This is a genomic window from Ruegeria sp. YTSA135 (genome assembly GCF_059610165.1).
Genome location: NZ_JBXWNC010000009.1, coordinates 83608 through 97505, shown reverse-complemented (window position 1 = coordinate 97505; position 13898 = coordinate 83608). Strand labels below are relative to the sequence as shown.

Here is a 13898-nt window from a genome sequence, read left to right as displayed (position 1 = left end):
TGATGTAAGGCCTGAGAACTGACTATGCGCTGGATCAATATCCCTCCTGTTTGGCTTGCCGGTTTTGTATTGCTGGCTTGGCTACAGGCGCGTCACCTGCCCATGGGGCTGTCACTGGAAAGCGGTTTGACCGATTTGCTCAGCGGATTTCTGATCGGAGGCGGCATCTTGATAGCGGTTCTCGCGGTCGTCGAGTTCCGCCGTCACAAAACAACCGTTGTTCCGCATCAAACACCCGATGCGTTGGTGCAGTCGGGTATCTACAAGCGCAGCCGCAACCCGATCTATGTTGGCGATGTTCTGATATTTGCTGGGTTGGTCCTGCGGTTCGATGCAGTACTGTCTTTGCTATTGATCCCGGTTTTTGTCTGGGTGTTAGAGCGCCGCTTTATCCTGCCCGAGGAGGACCGCTTGCGTCGCACTTTTCGTGCGGATTTCGCCCGCTATGAACGCAAAACACGCAGATGGATTTAGCATGGCACAACCGGTGACACAGCGTAACGATTGCCATGCTTGTGAAACAATGTTGCGCAAGATAAACGTTTGCTTAACAAACAATACCGCTCACCCGATCGAACAGAGTTAAATTTAGGGGGACTGCCAGTGAAAATAGGCACACCGAAAGAGATTTTTGACGGCGAGAACAGGGTTGCAATGACGCCTGAGTCTGCCGTGCAATTGCAGAAACTGGGCTATGAGTGCCTGATCGAGAAAGGGGCCGGTCAGGCGGCTGGTTTTTCCGATGCAGCGTATGAATCTGCCGGTGTTGAGTTGGTCAAAACAGCTGCGGCATTGTGGAAAGCGGCTGATATAATTGCCAAGGTTCGGGTGCCGACCGAGACAGAGCTTAAGCGTCTGACAAAGGGTAAGACGTTGATCTCGTTCTTCAATCCTGCAGGGAATGAAGAGGGGATGGAGCTAGCCAAATCCAAGGGCGCAAACGTCATCGCCATGGAAATGGTGCCGCGTATCTCACGTGCGCAGAAAATGGATGCGCTGTCGTCCATGGCGAATATCGCAGGCTATCGCGCGGTGATTGAGGCGGGTAACAATTTTGGTCGTTTCTTCACCGGTCAGGTGACGGCGGCGGGTAAGGTGCCGCCTGCCAAGGTACTGATCGTCGGGGCCGGTGTGGCCGGTCTGGCCGCGATCGGGACCTCGACGTCGCTGGGTGCAATCACCTATGCGTTCGACGTGCGCCCTGAAGTGGCCGAACAGGTCGAATCCATGGGGGCGGAATTCGTCTATCTGGACTTCGAAGAGGATCAGCAGGATGGCGCGGCCACCGGCGGCTATGCCTCGGTCCAGTCCGAGGAATTCCGCAACGCACAGCTTGCCAAGTTCCGCGAGCTTGCGCCTGAAATGGACATCGTCATCACCACAGCCCTGATCCCCAACCGACCTGCGCCCAAGCTGTGGCTTGAGGATATGGTGAAGGCGATGAAGCCGGGCTCGGTCATTATTGACCTTGCGGCGGAGCGTGGCGGCAATGTGGAAGGCACTGTGCCGGACGAAAAGGTCGTGACCGATAATGGCGTGACTATCATCGGCTATACCGATTTCCCCAGCCGAATGGCGGCGCAGTCTTCGTCTCTGTATGCGACAAACATCCGTCACATGATGACGGACCTGACGCCCGAGAAGGACGGCCAGATCAATCATGACATGGAAGATGACGTGATCCGCGGCGCGACCGTGACCCATGAGGGCGAGATCACCTTCCCACCGCCGCCGCCCAAGGTGCAGGCGATTGCGGCGCAGAAAAAGCCCGAGGTCAAGGAACTGACCCCGGAAGAGAAGAAGGCGCAGGAAATCGCGGCGTTCAAGGCGCAAACCAAACAGCAGTTCACCCTGCTGGGTGTGGGCGGAGCGCTGATGCTGTTGGTAGGGCTGGTTGCTCCGGCCAGCTTCATGCAGCACTTCATCGTCTTTGTGCTGGCGATTTTTGTGGGCTTCCAGGTGATTTGGAATGTCTCACATTCGCTGCATACACCGCTGATGGCGATCACCAATGCGATCTCGTCGATCATCATTGTGGGGGCGTTGATGCAGATTGGGTCGGGGTCGTTCCTGGTCATTCTGCTGGCGGCGCTGTCTGTCTTCATGGCCGGGATCAACATCTTCGGCGGTTTCCTCGTAACCCGGCGCATGCTTGCCATGTTCCAGAAATCTTAAGGAGGCCGGGCACATGGAATTTGGCTTCACCACTGCTGCCTATGTTGTTGCGGCTGTTCTGTTCATCCTTTCCCTCGGCGGCCTGTCGAACCAGGAAAGCGCCAAACGCGCGGTCTGGTACGGCATCGTCGGTATGGCGCTGGCGGTCTTTGCCACTCTGGTCGGTCCGGGTTCGGGTCTGTGGCTGCTGTCGATCCTGCTGATCATCGGCGGCGGTCTGATCGGTCAATATGTGGCGCAGCGCGTCCAAATGACCGAGATGCCGCAACTGGTCGCTGCGATGCACTCGCTGGTTGGTCTGGCCGCTGTGTTTGTTGGTTTCAACGCGCATTTTGAAATCGGCAACGTGGCTCAGGCACTGGCGTCGGCAGATGCTGAACTGGCGAAAGAGGGCTTTGGCACCTTCGCCGCGTTGATTGCCAAGAAAACCTCGGCTGAGCTGGCGATCCTGCACGTTGAACTGTTCCTTGGTATCTTCATCGGTGCGATCACCTTTACCGGCTCGGTCGTGGCCTATGGCAAACTGGCAGGTAAGGTGACGTCGGCTGCGACCAAGCTGCCCGGTGGCCACGCTTTGAACGCCGCGGCGGCGGGTTTGTCGTTCATCTGTCTGATCTGGTACACCAGCTCAGGCGGTTTCTTCCCGCTGTTCCTGATGACGCTGGCGGCGCTGTTCATTGGTTATCACCTTATTATGGGTATCGGTGGCGCGGACATGCCGGTGGTTGTGTCGATGCTGAACAGCTATTCGGGCTGGGCGGCTGCGGCGATCGGCTTCAGTCTAGGAAACGACCTGCTGATCGTGGTCGGTGCTCTGGTGGGCTCGTCCGGTGCGATCCTGTCCTACATCATGTGCAAGGCGATGAACCGGCACTTCGTCAGCGTGATCCTCGGCGGCTTTGGCGGTCCGCAGGGGGAACAGATGGCTGTCGAGGGCGAGCAGGTGGCCATTGACGCCGATGGTGTTGCGGCGGCCCTGAACGATGCCGACAGCATCATCATCATCCCTGGCTATGGCATGGCGGTGGCGCAGGCACAGCAGTCGGTATCCGAACTGGTCCGCAAGCTGCGCGCCAAGGGCAAAGAGGTGCGCTTTGCGATCCACCCCGTTGCCGGTCGTCTGCCGGGCCACATGAACGTGCTACTGGCCGAGGCAAAGGTGCCCTACGACATCGTTCTGGAAATGGACGAGATCAACGATGACTTCCCGGATACGGATGTTGCCATCGTGATCGGCTCGAACGACATCGTAAACCCTGCGGCACAGGAAGACCCCAACAGCCCCATCGCCGGCATGCCGGTATTGGAATGCTGGAACGCCAAGCAGGTGTTTGTCAGTAAACGCGGTCAAGGCACCGGATATTCGGGTATCGAGAATCCGCTGTTCTTCAAGGAAAACACCCGCATGTTCTACGGCGACGCCAAACAGTCGTTGGACAAGCTGATACCGATGATCGAGTGATCAAGGGTTTAATCCCAATACCAAGGGCGCCTAAGGGCGCCCTTTTTTGTTCTGTGGCGTGCTTTGCCTTCTGACCTTCGCGAATTGGTAGCCAGTCAAAACACGCTGCTGTGGTATGATTAGCCTGAGCTTGAAAAGGAGGGCGGGTATGCAGAAAGTCAACGGTATCGGAGGTGTATTCTTCCGTGCGCGCGACCCTCAAGCGTTGAGCGCCTGGTATGAGAAATATCTGGGCGTCAATCATTATGATCCAGTGCCGTGGAAGCAGCGCGAGGGGTACACGGTTTTTGCACCCTTCGCCCAGGACACAGCGTATTTCGGGCGGGACGAACAACAATGGATGATCAATTTCCGCGTTGATGACTTGGACGCCCTGACCAAGCAGCTGAAGGCAGCGGGAATAGAGGTTGAGACCAACCCGGACTGGAACAGCGAGGTTGGAAAATTCGCACGGATACACGACCCCGAAGGCAATCCGATCGAGCTGTGGCAGTCAAATCAATGAGATAGGGGGAATGTATACTGTCGTATCCGTGTAAGTAACTGAAAAAAAACGGAATTGATGTATTCTGGGTGTGTCGTATAGTGCCACGGACGAAACGGAGCCCCGCATGACGCCCATGGACGACCACCCGCTGCGCTATACCTTGGCCAATGAACTGCACGCCCGCCCTTTTCCAGTGGCCGAAACGCCATGCACGGTGGTTTTTCTGGCGATCAAAAAACCGGTGGCCGCAGTGGCCCGTGATCGCAGTGAGGACTTAACGCATCTGATCGACCTTTTGGACCGGCACGGTGCGCAGCATCCGCAGCCAAACGCCACTCATTTCGCGGGGCAGATCGGTCGCCACTGGCTCAAGTGGGAACAGCATACCGAATTCGTCACCTATACTGCGATTACGCAGAACGTCAGTGACCGCCCGTTCGACCCAGCGGATTTCGAGGTTTTTCCGAAAGACTGGCTATCTACCTGTCCGGGTCAGCGGGTCACTTCGCTGATGCTGCGCGTGGTTGATCGCGAAGAGGATGACGCGGTCAAGGTCGCCTTGGCTGACTGGTTCGAACCGGAAAGCCTGGCGGTGGCGCGGGTGTTGGACGATTCGGCCATCTGTGCCAGCGATTTTCGTATAGATGCCACGGGGCATATGCGTTTTGCACTGTTCGTGGCCAACAGCACGGGGCGGCGCAGGACCGGACGGATCATCCAGCGCCTGTGCGAAATCGAGACATACAAGGCCATGTCGATGCTAGGCTTTGCGCGCGTCAAACAATTGTCGCCCCGCATCGGGGCCTTGGATGGCAAACTGACCGACCTGATGGGGCAGATGACCAACAATTCGGCCCATCCTGACGAGTTGCTTCCCGATTTGCTGGCAACGTCGATCGAGTTGGAGACCCTCTCTGCCCAATGCTCTTTCAGGTTTGGGGCTACGGGTGCCTATGAGGCCATTGTCAACCAACGGATCGAGGCACTTAGGGAAGAGCGGTTTCAAGGCGGTCAAAGTTTTGCTGATTTCATGATGCGCCGCTACGATCCTGCTATTCGAACGGTGAAGTCGACCGAGCGTCGCTTGCAGGCTTTGTCGGACCGGGCGATCCGCGCGGGCGAATTGTTGCGGACGCGCGTAGATGTAGAACGCAGCGCACAGAACCAGGCTTTGCTGGAAAGCATGGACCGCCGTTCCGACCTGGCCTTGCGGTTGCAACACACGGTCGAAGGATTGTCTGTTGTGGCGGTTAGCTACTATGCGGTTTCGCTGGTTAGCTATCTGTTGCATCCCCTGACAAGCTCCGAGGTCAGCAAGGGCACGCTGACGGCAGCAGTGACGATACCCGTAGTGTTGATCGTTTGGTTTGCGCTCCGGAAGATCCGTGGAAAGCTCAGGTAATCCGCGATTGCCAAAGTATCCTAAGCCTGTAGAACAGGGCCGTTTGACGCGATTTGCAAAGGGTAATCGGTGATTGGAATCGCAGCTGCATGGCGGGCCGTAGCCGCCATGTTCATCCTGAACGGTGCGCTGTTTGGCATCTGGGCGTCCCGCATTCCCGCAGTGCGGGATCATCTGGGCCTGACGCATGAGGCGTTGGGCTATGGATTGTTGTTCATGGCGGCCGGTGCGGTGTGCTCGTTTCCGGTGACGGGTCGCCTCACCGATCGGTTTGGGGCTGTATCCATAACGCGGGTCATCGCGGTGCTTTATACGTTGTCCCTGATTCTGCTGGCGATGGCTGACAGCTTTTGGGCGTTGGCAGGTTTTCTGTTCGTGTTCGGGGCCTTTCACGGCTCAATGGATGTCGCCATGAATGCCTGGGCGGCCGAGGTTGAACACGCCTATGACAAACCTGTCATGTCCTCGTTTCACGCGATGTGGAGCTTAGGTGCTGGGCTGGGCGCGCTCAGCGGGTATGGCGCGGTGCAGATGGGGCTGACGGTAATGCAGCACTTTCTGCTGATGGGTGGGATTGTTGTTGCTTTGACGTTGGCACTGTCCTGGGTTCGGTGGACTTCACGCAAGGCCGCATCTTCGGGCGCTGCGGTGTTCGCACTGCCGTCTGGCGCGCTGATCCTTGTGGGGTTCACCGCTCTGTGCGGCGCACTTGGAGAAGGGGCCGTCGCTGATTGGAGCGCGATATTCCTGCGCGACGTGACAGGCGCGGAAGAAAGCATTGCGGCATTGGGGTATGCAGTGTTCTCGGTGACTATGGTGGCCTTCCGACTGGCGGGCGGGTTCGTTATCTCTCGGTTTGGTCCCGTCGCGACTGCGCGGTTTGGCGGAGTGTGCGCGGCGATTGGTGTTTTCACAGTTGTTTCAACTGCCGAACCGGCGTTGGCGCTGGTCGGCTTTGCCCTCATGGGCATCGGCTACGCAGTTATCATGCCGCTGGCGTTCAGCCGGGCCGCCAGCGATGCAAACGTACCGCCTGGGCAGGCCATCGCCAGCGTGGCCACTCTGGCATATGGGGGTTTGCTAATCGGTCCACCGCTTATTGGGTTTCTTGCCGAAATGCTTACATTACGCTTGGCGTTCGCGGCCTTGTTGCCCTTGGCCGTTTTGATTGTCTTGCTGTCCGGCGCGCTTCGGCCAGCCCGCTTGGACTAAGGACACAAAGGCGCAATCGGGGTCACACTCCGACAAAAATAGATGGGAGAGAACTATGCCAATCAAGAACCGTTTTGCCGAATTGCAAGGTGAGATCACTGAATGGCGGCGCGATATTCATGAGAACCCTGAAATTCTGTTCGAAACGCACCGCACCAGCGCCTTGGTTGCCGACAAGCTCAAGGAATTTGGCTGCGATGAGGTGGTGACCGGCATTGGTCGCACCGGGGTTGTTGGCGTGATTAAGGGCAAAACCGACACAGGCGGCAAGGTGATCGGGTTGCGGGCCGATATGGACGCCTTACCCATCCATGAGGAAACGGGGCTGGACTATGCCTCAAAAACCGATGGGGCGATGCATGCGTGCGGCCATGACGGCCATACGGCCATGTTGCTGGGCGCTACGAAATACCTGTCGGAAACCCGGAACTTTGACGGAACGGTCGTAGTGATTTTTCAGCCCGCAGAAGAGGGCGGCGGCGGCGGTCGTGAGATGTGCGAAGATGGCATGATGGACCGCTGGGGCATTCAAGAGGTTTACGGCATGCACAACTGGCCCGGTCGTCCCGTCGGCAGTTTCGCCATTCGTCCGGGCGCTTTCTTTGCGGCGACCGATCAATTCGACATCACGTTCGAGGGCAAGGGCGGACACGCGGCCAAACCGCATGAGACGATAGACACCACAGTCATGGCCGCGCAGGCGGTTCTGGCGCTGCAGACGATAGCGGCGCGCAATGCCGACCCCGTGGATCAGGTTGTGGTATCGGTCACGTCGTTCGAAACCTCGTCCAAAGCGTTCAACGTGATCCCGCAGAAAGTCCACCTTAAGGGGACGGTCCGCACGATGAGCAAAGAGATGCGAGATCTGGCGGAAAAACGCATCGGCGAGATATGTCAGGGCATCGCAGTGACATTCGGCGGGGCTGCTGAGGTGACATATTACCGGGGGTATCCGGTGATGGTGAATAGCGACGAGCAAACCGATTTTGCAGCAGATGTCGCCCGATCCGTATCAGGAAACTGCGATGAGGCGCCCTTGATCATGGGCGGCGAGGACTTCGCCTTTATGCTCGAAGAGCGACCAGGCGCCTATATTCTCGTTGGCAATGGCGACACGGCGGCAGTGCATCATCCCGAGTACAACTTCAATGATGAGGCTATTCCGGCCGGGTGTAGCTGGTGGGCCGAAATTGTCGAGCAACGGATGCCCGTAGCGTGAAGGTTAACGGCAAGGACACGCGCTGACAGCGACTTGCCATCAGCCCGACGCAGTTGAATTCTGACTTGAGAGGCTAAGTTGGGTGCAGAGTGTTTCGACAACTGCATCCAGCGCTGTTTTTTGGGTGTTCACGCAAGTCTTTGCAGCAGCGCGTGCCCTATCCAGTGCGGTTTGGTCAGTAAGCCATGTGGCTACGGCCTCGGCCAGTTCGGCGGATGACTGCACTTGCAGCGCGCCGCCCGATGCGATCAAAGGGGCGAAGGTTTCAGCAAAGTTGTAATAGCCGAGCCCGGTGATCACCGCAGCACCGGCTTGCGCGGGTTCGAACGGATTGTGGCCGCCAATCTCTTTTAGCGACCCCCCCAGAAACACGATGGGGCTAAGCGCGTACCACGTACCAGTTTCGCCAAGCGTGTCCGCCACGTAAACCTGAGTCTCCTCTGAGATCCTGTCGCCTGCCGAGCGGATCGCGGATCTCTGTCCGGCTTGGTCCAGCAGCGCGGTAACTTCTGACCGGCGTTCAGGGTGGCGTGGGATCAGCAGCAGCAACAAATCTGGCCACCGTCTCAGCAGTTCGGAATGGGCGGCCAGAACCGTTTCTTCCTCGCCCGCATGGGTTGAACTGGCGATCCAGACCGGGCGGTTCCCGATCTGCGCGCGGATGTCAGACAGCGTGGCCTGATCTACGGGCAGGGGGTCGGACATTGCTTTTAGGTTCGTGCCCGGTTGAACGCGCTCCGGACGTGCGCCCATGTCTATCAGGTTTCGGGCTGTTTTGTCATTTTGGGTCAGGAACAGAAGGAAATGATCCAGGACGAACCGAGCCGTATCGGGGTGTTTTTTCCAGTTTTCGACGGACTTGTCCGACAGGCGCGCGTTCAGCAGCGCCAACGGAATGTCCCGCAGGGCGCCTTCCACAACAAGGCGTGGCCAGATTTCACTTTCGACAAAAATACCTGTATCCGGGCGCCAATGATCCAGAAAACGCCGTACGGGACCCGCGGTGTCCAGCGGCGGGAATTGGTGGCGTGTGCGGGGCGGCATGCGTTTTTCGATCAGCGCGGCAGATGTAGGCGTGCCAGAGGTGATCAGGAACTCGGCCCCGGGCAAGCGCTCACCCAGCCGTTTGATCAAGCTGATGACCGAAAGGGTTTCACCAACGCTGGCTGCGTGAAACCAGACCAATACTCCGTCCGGGCGGGGAAGGCTGGCATGCCCCAAGCGTTCCTGTTGTCGGGTCTTGGGAACGTCCGCGGCTTGCAGCTTGTTGCGCACAGTGCGCCAGACAAGCGGAGACGCAACGGAAGTCAGACCACAATACAGGTGATAAAGTAGCGTAGGGCGGCCAGGAATGCCTGGCATTTCAGCCGCCTGTGTGGCTCATGTGGCGGCTCATCTTGCCGTCTACCGTTTGGCGGGAATAATCGAAATCGTGGCCCTTGGGTTTCAGGTTGATCGCCGCGCGGATCGCCTCCTCCAATGGCTGTTCGGTGTCGGGGTGATCGCGCAGGGGGGCGCGCAGGTCAGCCATGTCTTCTTGGCCAAGGCACATGTAAAGCTCGCCCGTGCAAGTTAGCCGTACGCGGTTGCAGCTTTCACAGAAATTGTGGGACAGCGGTGTGATGAAACCGATCTTTTGGCCGGATTCTTCAAGCCGTACATAGCGCGCCGGCCCGCCGGAACGCTCGGCCAGATCAGTGACGGTATAGTGGTTTTCGTATTCCTTGCGCACGTCTTTGAGAGACCAATACTGGTCCAGCCGATCTTCGTTGCCGATATCGCCCATTGGCATGACCTCGATCCAGGTCAGGTCCATATCCCGTTCGGCGCACCATTTCGTGATCAAGGGCAATTCTTCTTCGTTGAACCCCTTGAGGGCCACGGCATTGATCTTGATCCGCAGTCCGGCCTTCTGCGCTGCGTCGATCCCGTTCAGCACCTGTTTCAAGCGTCCCCAGCGGGTCACTTTGGCAAACTTGTCTTCGTCCAGCGTGTCCAGTGACACGTTTACACGACGCACACCCGCCGCATACAGGTCGTCGGCAAAACGATGCAGCTGTGAACCGTTGGTGGTCAGCGTCAGCTCTTTCAGCGCGCCGCTATCAAGATGGCGCGTCATGCTATTGAAAAACGACATGATATTGCGGCGCACAAGCGGTTCGCCACCGGTGATGCGCAGCTTTTCAACCCCCATCTTCACAAAGGTCGAACACATGCGGTCCAACTCTTCCAGCGTAAGCAGGTCCTTTTTCGGCAGAAACTTCATGTCCTCGGACATGCAGTAGACACAGCGGAAATCGCATCGGTCCGTGACAGAGACGCGGAGATAAGTGATCGCACGTGCGAACGGGTCAATAAGCGGAGCAGTCATGCGATATAGGTAAAGGCGAGGCTCGCCAACGACAAGAGCGAAGTTTCCTTTGCGCTGGCACGTATGCGCGCGGGGGGATAAGCTGACAGCATGAAGTATGTACTAATCACTTTGTGTGTTCTCGTGGCCGGATGCGACACCGTTCGGTCGACGACAGACCGCGTCTTTGGCGGGGACCAAGCCCCGCCCGAGGCTGATGAGGTCACGGTTGAAGAGGCCGTGGTTGAAGAACCTGTTGAGCCCGAGCCCGTAGCGGCCACAGCCGTTGGCTGGGTCGGGGCAAAGACGACCATCGCCGGGTTGGGTGATCCGACCACGCCGGGCCGGTGGCTAGAGACCCCTCTGGTCGACACCGAATTCACCGGGCGAGTCGTGGTCCCACGAACCGGATCGCAGGCCTACATTACTCTGGTTCCAGCCGGAGGACCAGAAAGCGGCGGCAGTCGGCTCTCCCTTGACGCGATGCGTGCCCTTTTGTTGCCCTTCGACGAATTGGTTGAACTTGAGGTCTATTCCAACTGATCTTTCAGGTATTTTCCGGCCTCGCGACGGGCAAAAGGTTTCATCGCGCTTCCGTGTTCGACCAGAAAAGCGGCCACTCTCGGTGCGTCGTGTTTTGACAACTCGCGCAGCCACCACGCGATGGCCTTTTGAATGAACCAATCGCGGTCGGGTACGTAACCTGCGGCCCACCCAAGGATGCGGTCGCGCCGAGCCAAGTCGTCGGGTTTGGGGTGGTTCTGCTTGGTCCAAGGCAGCGTGGCCACCAACGCCGCGCGTCGGGCCCACATATGGTCCGAGGTCGTCCAGAGTTCGACCTGATCCAACCGGGCCGGGTCGGCTGACGGGCGTTTTTGCATCGCCATGCAGGCGTGATCCGCCACGGCCCAGGCATCGAAATCGGGTAGCCAGCTTTGCAATAGCGCCCAGACTGCCTCATCCGGGCGAATGCGCGCCTGTGTCAGCAGTTTTGCGGCGGCCAGCCTGCCCTCATGAATGTTGGATTGCCATAGCTCATCTGCCAATTCCACGCGCGCGGGCACATCCAGTTCCCTGCGCCATGCTTTTGTCAGGTCGTTCAGAACGGGATTTGCAACACCAAGGTAAGGGCGGTCGACCTTGTGATAGGTCGCCATTTGCGCAGCGCGCTCTGGATCAGCTTTTGTCTTGATCTGGTCTAGATAGGTGTTCAGCATCCGTCGGTCAGTCGGCTACGCGCGTGGGTTTGCCATCTATCGTCTGTTGGTTCCTTTCCACCCAATAGGCGCGGATATCGTCATCGGACTTTGCATCAACCCATTTCTGCATGGTGTCGCGCTCGGATTGATACTCCATAAACGGCACCGCGTAACCACAGGAGGTCTGGACGAGATCAATCTCCAAGTCATAAATCTGCCGTGCGCTGCGATGACTAGGAAACAGATCAGCCATTTCATCCCAACCCGCGTCACCAACATGCAGCGTACGAGCGGTTCCGTAAGCACGCAGGATCAGGGGCCGCGTGGTGAAGGAGCACCACATCAAGGTCATGCGGTTGGTCTCTAGCAGATGCCCGGCCGTTTCGTTGCCACTGCCGGTCAGGTTCATCCAAACGATACGACCGGGTCCCAGAATGCGCAATGAGTCCATCCCTTTGGGCGAGATATTCACTCGCCCATCCGGTGCGGCGGTGCCAACGAAGAACATGTGTTGCTCTTCGATGAACTTGCTGTGGGCGTCTTGCAGTTCCGGGAATTGCTTGGCCATGGTTCACTCCACCGTAACTGATTTAGCCAGATTGCGGGGCTGGTCCACATCGGTGCCCTTGGCGATTGCCGTGTGATAGGCCAGTAGCTGCGCCGGAATCGAATAGAGGATCGGAGCCAGGCTTGGATGGATATGAGGCAGGCGAATGGTGCTCCAGGTGCCATCCCCGGCTTCGGCAATGCCGTCATCATCTGAAACCAGAATGACTTTACCCTTGCGCGCCATGACCTCTTGCATGTTTGAGACGGTCTTGTCGAACACCGCATCGCGCGGTGCCATCACAACCACCGGCATGTGCTTGTCGATAAGGGCGATGGGGCCGTGCTTTAGTTCGCCCGAAGCATAACCCTCGGCGTGGATATAGCTGATTTCCTTGAGTTTCAGCGCACCCTCCATCGCTAGCGGATACATCAGACCGCGACCCAGGAACAGCACGTCGCGCGCCTCGGACAAGCGTTGGGCGGATTTCTTGATGGCGGGGTCCTGATCCAGTGCTGCATTCAGCGCCGTTGGCAAGCCTCGCAGCGCGGCGGCATGGTCGGCCAAATCCTCATCGCTCAACGTACCCCGGTCCGCCGCTGCTTTTAATGCCAACATCAGCAATACGCTCAGTTGACAGGTGAACGCCTTGGTCGAAGCCACACCAATTTCCACCCCTGCATGGATTGGCAGGGCAATGTCGCTTTCCCTTGCGATCGAGCTCTCGGGAACATTGATCACCGACACGATCTTGTCGGCCTTACCCTCGCAATAGCGCAGCGCGGCCAGAGTATCAGCGGTTTCCCCCGACTGGCTCACGAAAAGAGCCGCCGTCCGCCCCGGGATCGGAGGTTCGCGGTACCGGAATTCACTGGCGATATCGACCTCAACGGGCATTTTGGCCAGACGTTCGAACCAGTACTTCGCAGTCAGACAGGCATAGAACGCTGTACCGCAGGCGACCATTGTAAGGCGGTCCAGCTTGGAGAAATCAAGATTGTCCGGAAGCACAACCCTGTCCCCGCCCGTGGGCAGGTAAGATCGGATAGCCTCGGCCACTACAGCGGGTTGCTCAGCGATCTCCTTGGCCATGAAGTGTTTATGGCCAGCTTTGTCCGCGCGTGTCTGATCCAGCTTGATCTTGCGGGTTTTGCGGTTAGCCAGTTCACCGGCCTCGTTGCGGATTTCAAGCGAGGTGCGGGTCACCACCGCGCGGTCGCCTTCCTCAAGGTAAGTGATGCGGTCAGTTAGCGGGGCCAGCGCAATTGCGTCTGATCCTACAAACATCTCACCCACCCCATGCCCGATCGCAAGGGGCGAGCCCTTGCGGGCCGCCACAATCAGGTCATCTTCACCGTTGAACAGAAAGGCCAAGGCGAACGCCCCTTTCAGTCGCTTGATGGTCTCGAACGCGGCATCAACCGGGGAAAGGCCAGTGTCGAGGTAGTACGCGGCCATCAGGGCGACAGTTTCGGTGTCCGTCTCGGTCACGAAATTTACGCCATGCTCGGCCAGTTCGGCGCGAAGTTCGCGGTAGTTCTCGACGATCCCATTGTGCACAACAGCGACCGGTCCGGCCTGATGCGGATGTGCGTTGGTAACGGAGGGTGCGCCGTGGGTGGCCCAGCGGGTATGGCCAATGCCGGATTTTCCTGGCAGGGGATCATGCACCAACAGATCGCTGAGGTTGACCAGCTTGCCCACCGCACGGCGGCGCCCAAGAACGCCATCATTGACCGTTGCGATGCCCGCACTGTCATAGCCACGATATTCAAGCCGCTTTAAAGCCTCGACCAGAATGGGGGCGGCTTCGTGATCGCCCAATACACCTACGATTCCACACAT

13 protein-coding genes are annotated in these 13898 nt (G+C 58.2%); 8 read left to right on the top strand and 5 right to left on the bottom strand.

What is annotated here, in order from left to right:
- Nucleotides 1–24: 24 nt before the first annotated feature.
- The 7 genes from AC2FIT_RS13550 (at nt 25) to AC2FIT_RS13520 (ending at nt 7957) form a co-directional block, all read left to right on the top strand.
- The gene (locus AC2FIT_RS13550) at nt 25–474 is read left to right on the top strand and encodes a methyltransferase family protein (RefSeq protein ID WP_496830258.1); all 450 of its coding nucleotides are present in this window, start codon (nt 25–27) and stop codon (nt 472–474) included.
- A gap of 129 nt (nt 475–603) precedes the next feature.
- Nucleotides 604–2175, top strand: coding sequence for a Re/Si-specific NAD(P)(+) transhydrogenase subunit alpha (locus tag AC2FIT_RS13545; RefSeq protein WP_496830256.1), 1572 nt, complete (start codon nt 604–606; stop codon nt 2173–2175).
- 13 nt (nt 2176–2188) lie between these two features.
- On the top strand, nt 2189–3637 hold the full coding sequence (locus AC2FIT_RS13540; RefSeq protein ID WP_496830254.1) for an NAD(P)(+) transhydrogenase (Re/Si-specific) subunit beta: 1449 nt from the start codon (nt 2189–2191) through the stop codon (nt 3635–3637).
- A gap of 148 nt (nt 3638–3785) precedes the next feature.
- Nucleotides 3786–4142 carry a VOC family protein gene (locus AC2FIT_RS13535; protein ID WP_496830252.1) on the top strand — a complete coding sequence of 119 codons (357 nt, stop codon included), beginning with the start codon at nt 3786–3788 and terminating at the stop codon, nt 4140–4142.
- A 106-nt stretch (nt 4143–4248) separates the two neighbouring features.
- Nucleotides 4249–5526, top strand: a complete 1278-nt coding sequence (locus AC2FIT_RS13530) for a DUF3422 family protein (protein ID WP_496830250.1) — start codon at nt 4249–4251, stop codon at nt 5524–5526.
- 69 nt (nt 5527–5595) lie between these two features.
- Nucleotides 5596–6738 carry an MFS transporter gene (locus AC2FIT_RS13525; RefSeq protein ID WP_496830248.1) on the top strand — a complete coding sequence of 381 codons (1143 nt, stop codon included), beginning with the start codon at nt 5596–5598 and terminating at the stop codon, nt 6736–6738.
- Nucleotides 6739–6793: 55 nt separating this feature from the next.
- Complete coding sequence (locus AC2FIT_RS13520; RefSeq protein WP_496830246.1) at nt 6794–7957, top strand: M20 aminoacylase family protein; 1164 nt, start codon at nt 6794–6796, stop codon at nt 7955–7957.
- A gap of 39 nt (nt 7958–7996) precedes the next feature.
- Here the strand turns inward: AC2FIT_RS13520 and AC2FIT_RS13515 are convergent, their stop codons facing one another.
- Both AC2FIT_RS13515 and moaA read right to left on the bottom strand, forming a co-directional pair.
- Nucleotides 7997–9319: a 3-deoxy-D-manno-octulosonic acid transferase gene (locus tag AC2FIT_RS13515; protein ID WP_496830244.1), complete on the bottom strand. Its 1323-nt coding sequence runs from the start codon at nt 9317–9319 to the stop codon at nt 7997–7999.
- A 1-nt stretch (nt 9320) separates the two neighbouring features.
- Nucleotides 9321–10328 carry a GTP 3',8-cyclase MoaA gene (moaA, locus tag AC2FIT_RS13510; protein ID WP_068335589.1) on the bottom strand — a complete coding sequence of 336 codons (1008 nt, stop codon included), beginning with the start codon at nt 10326–10328 and terminating at the stop codon, nt 9321–9323.
- A 90-nt stretch (nt 10329–10418) separates the two neighbouring features.
- On the opposite strand from moaA, the gene AC2FIT_RS13505 reads away from it, so the two are divergent.
- On the top strand, nt 10419–10850 hold the full coding sequence (locus AC2FIT_RS13505; RefSeq protein ID WP_496830242.1) for a hypothetical protein: 432 nt from the start codon (nt 10419–10421) through the stop codon (nt 10848–10850).
- Here the strand turns inward: AC2FIT_RS13505 and AC2FIT_RS13500 are convergent.
- From AC2FIT_RS13500 to glmS, 3 genes are read right to left on the bottom strand one after another with little or no spacing between them, the layout of a single operon-like run.
- Entirely contained in the window at nt 10838–11524 is a 687-nt protein-coding gene (locus AC2FIT_RS13500; RefSeq protein WP_496830240.1) for a DNA alkylation repair protein, read from the bottom strand. The two genes, AC2FIT_RS13505 and AC2FIT_RS13500, sit on opposite strands and share 13 nt — an antisense overlap.
- 7 nt (nt 11525–11531) lie before the next feature.
- Complete coding sequence (locus AC2FIT_RS13495) at nt 11532–12074, bottom strand: pyridoxamine 5'-phosphate oxidase family protein (RefSeq protein WP_496830238.1); 543 nt, start codon at nt 12072–12074, stop codon at nt 11532–11534.
- Nucleotides 12075–12077: 3 nt separating this feature from the next.
- Entirely contained in the window at nt 12078–13898 is a 1821-nt protein-coding gene (glmS, locus tag AC2FIT_RS13490) for a glutamine--fructose-6-phosphate transaminase (isomerizing) (protein WP_496830237.1), read from the bottom strand.

Coding starts and splice junctions, on each gene's coding strand:
- AC2FIT_RS13550 (WP_496830258.1), top strand. CDS start 25: ATGCGCTGGATCAATATCCCTCCTGTTTGGCTTGCCGGTTTTGTATTG.
- AC2FIT_RS13540 (WP_496830254.1), top strand. CDS start 2,189: ATGGAATTTGGCTTCACCACTGCTGCCTATGTTGTTGCGGCTGTTCTG.
- AC2FIT_RS13535 (WP_496830252.1), top strand. CDS start 3,786: ATGCAGAAAGTCAACGGTATCGGAGGTGTATTCTTCCGTGCGCGCGAC.
- AC2FIT_RS13530 (WP_496830250.1), top strand. CDS start 4,249: ATGACGCCCATGGACGACCACCCGCTGCGCTATACCTTGGCCAATGAA.
- AC2FIT_RS13520 (WP_496830246.1), top strand. CDS start 6,794: ATGCCAATCAAGAACCGTTTTGCCGAATTGCAAGGTGAGATCACTGAA.
- AC2FIT_RS13515 (WP_496830244.1), bottom strand. CDS start 9,319: ATGCCAGGCATTCCTGGCCGCCCTACGCTACTTTATCACCTGTATTGT.
- moaA (WP_068335589.1), bottom strand. CDS start 10,328: ATGACTGCTCCGCTTATTGACCCGTTCGCACGTGCGATCACTTATCTC.
- AC2FIT_RS13505 (WP_496830242.1), top strand. CDS start 10,419: ATGAAGTATGTACTAATCACTTTGTGTGTTCTCGTGGCCGGATGCGAC.
- AC2FIT_RS13500 (WP_496830240.1), bottom strand. CDS start 11,524: ATGCTGAACACCTATCTAGACCAGATCAAGACAAAAGCTGATCCAGAG.
- AC2FIT_RS13495 (WP_496830238.1), bottom strand. CDS start 12,074: ATGGCCAAGCAATTCCCGGAACTGCAAGACGCCCACAGCAAGTTCATC.
- glmS (WP_496830237.1), bottom strand. CDS start 13,898: ATGTGTGGAATCGTAGGTGTATTGGGCGATCACGAAGCCGCCCCCATT.